At 43.8% G+C, this 1,035-nt stretch carries 1 protein-coding gene; it reads right to left on the bottom strand.

Features of this window, described 5'->3' with window-relative positions; translation table 11 throughout:
- Positions 1 to 48: 48 nt before the first annotated feature.
- A complete protein-coding gene (locus HMPREF2726_RS08045; protein WP_070602908.1) occupies positions 49 to 597 on the bottom strand; it encodes an SMI1/KNR4 family protein in 549 nt (182 codons plus the stop codon).
- Positions 598 to 1,035 lie beyond the last annotated feature (438 nt).

Here is a 1,035-nt window from a genome sequence, read left to right as displayed (position 1 = left end):
TTGCCCGACGGGGTGAAAAATACAGTTGCTACGCTTGCTACGGCTTGTTTAAAGCGTATCTTCTCCCTCGCTTTCCACACAACGGATGATCCAGTCTTCAAACCGTCGCCATTGGGCTTCCTCAGCATAGGTGGCGGGATTGGCGGCATCGTGGATAAAAATATCAAAGTTGGGTTCGACACGGGACAGGTCAAAGCCGAACCAATCCCCCATGCTATGATGAGCGCCGATGATAAAGATTTCTCCTATGTCGGGATGTTCGTCAGGCGGTAGGTCATCAAGTTCTTCGCGTAATAGTTGTTGGTAATAGGTGTTTTGCTCTTGTAGTTGGGCGAGATTGTAGATTTCTATTTTGGGTGTTTGAGATACGGTTTGATCGAGCATGCTGGTGTACCACGAATAGAAAAAATCCCCCGTGCCGCATTGTTGTAAAAATAAATAATAGCTTTCAGGCAGTCTGTTTTGCGTATATTCGCGTATCGCCTGCAATTCATCGGTTGAAAGGGGATGTGCATTAAAATTTAGATGGTTTGTGTGAGAGAATTGGCTGTTTGTGAGCCAATATTGAAGTTGTTGCAGAGCTTGCGGATAGGTCATGATGGTCGGATTCTTTTTTAATGGATTATCGTTGGGCTTTGAATCAACTGGTAGTAATCAGCCTATGCGTTATTATATTTGTTGCTTGAAATGAAACAAAGGTCGTCTGAAAACGGACTCACGGTTTTCAGACGACCTTTGCACTAAGAGATTTTCAGACGACGTTTGAGGTCGTCTGAAAATTTGAACCAATGGTTTGAACGGCAAATAACGCGTGCGTGCGTACCGCACACACCCTACGCATCGGTTTTAAAATTTGTGCCACCCGCAGGTGGGGTGTGTGGCGCAGCCACGCACGCGGTTGGTGGGGATGTAGGCTACGCTTGCTTGCTGCGCCTGCCAAACTTGTTATACATTTGCATTATCTTAATTTTTAAATTAATTAATTTTGTTTTTAATTTTAAAAATTTCCAATTAACTATCTCTTTAAACTCATCT

Source organism: Neisseria sp. HMSC074B07 (assembly GCF_001810355.1).
Taxonomy (GTDB): domain Bacteria; phylum Pseudomonadota; class Gammaproteobacteria; order Burkholderiales; family Neisseriaceae; genus Neisseria.
Note: the sequence above shows the minus strand (reverse complement) of the source record. Positions and strands in the feature narration are given on the sequence as shown.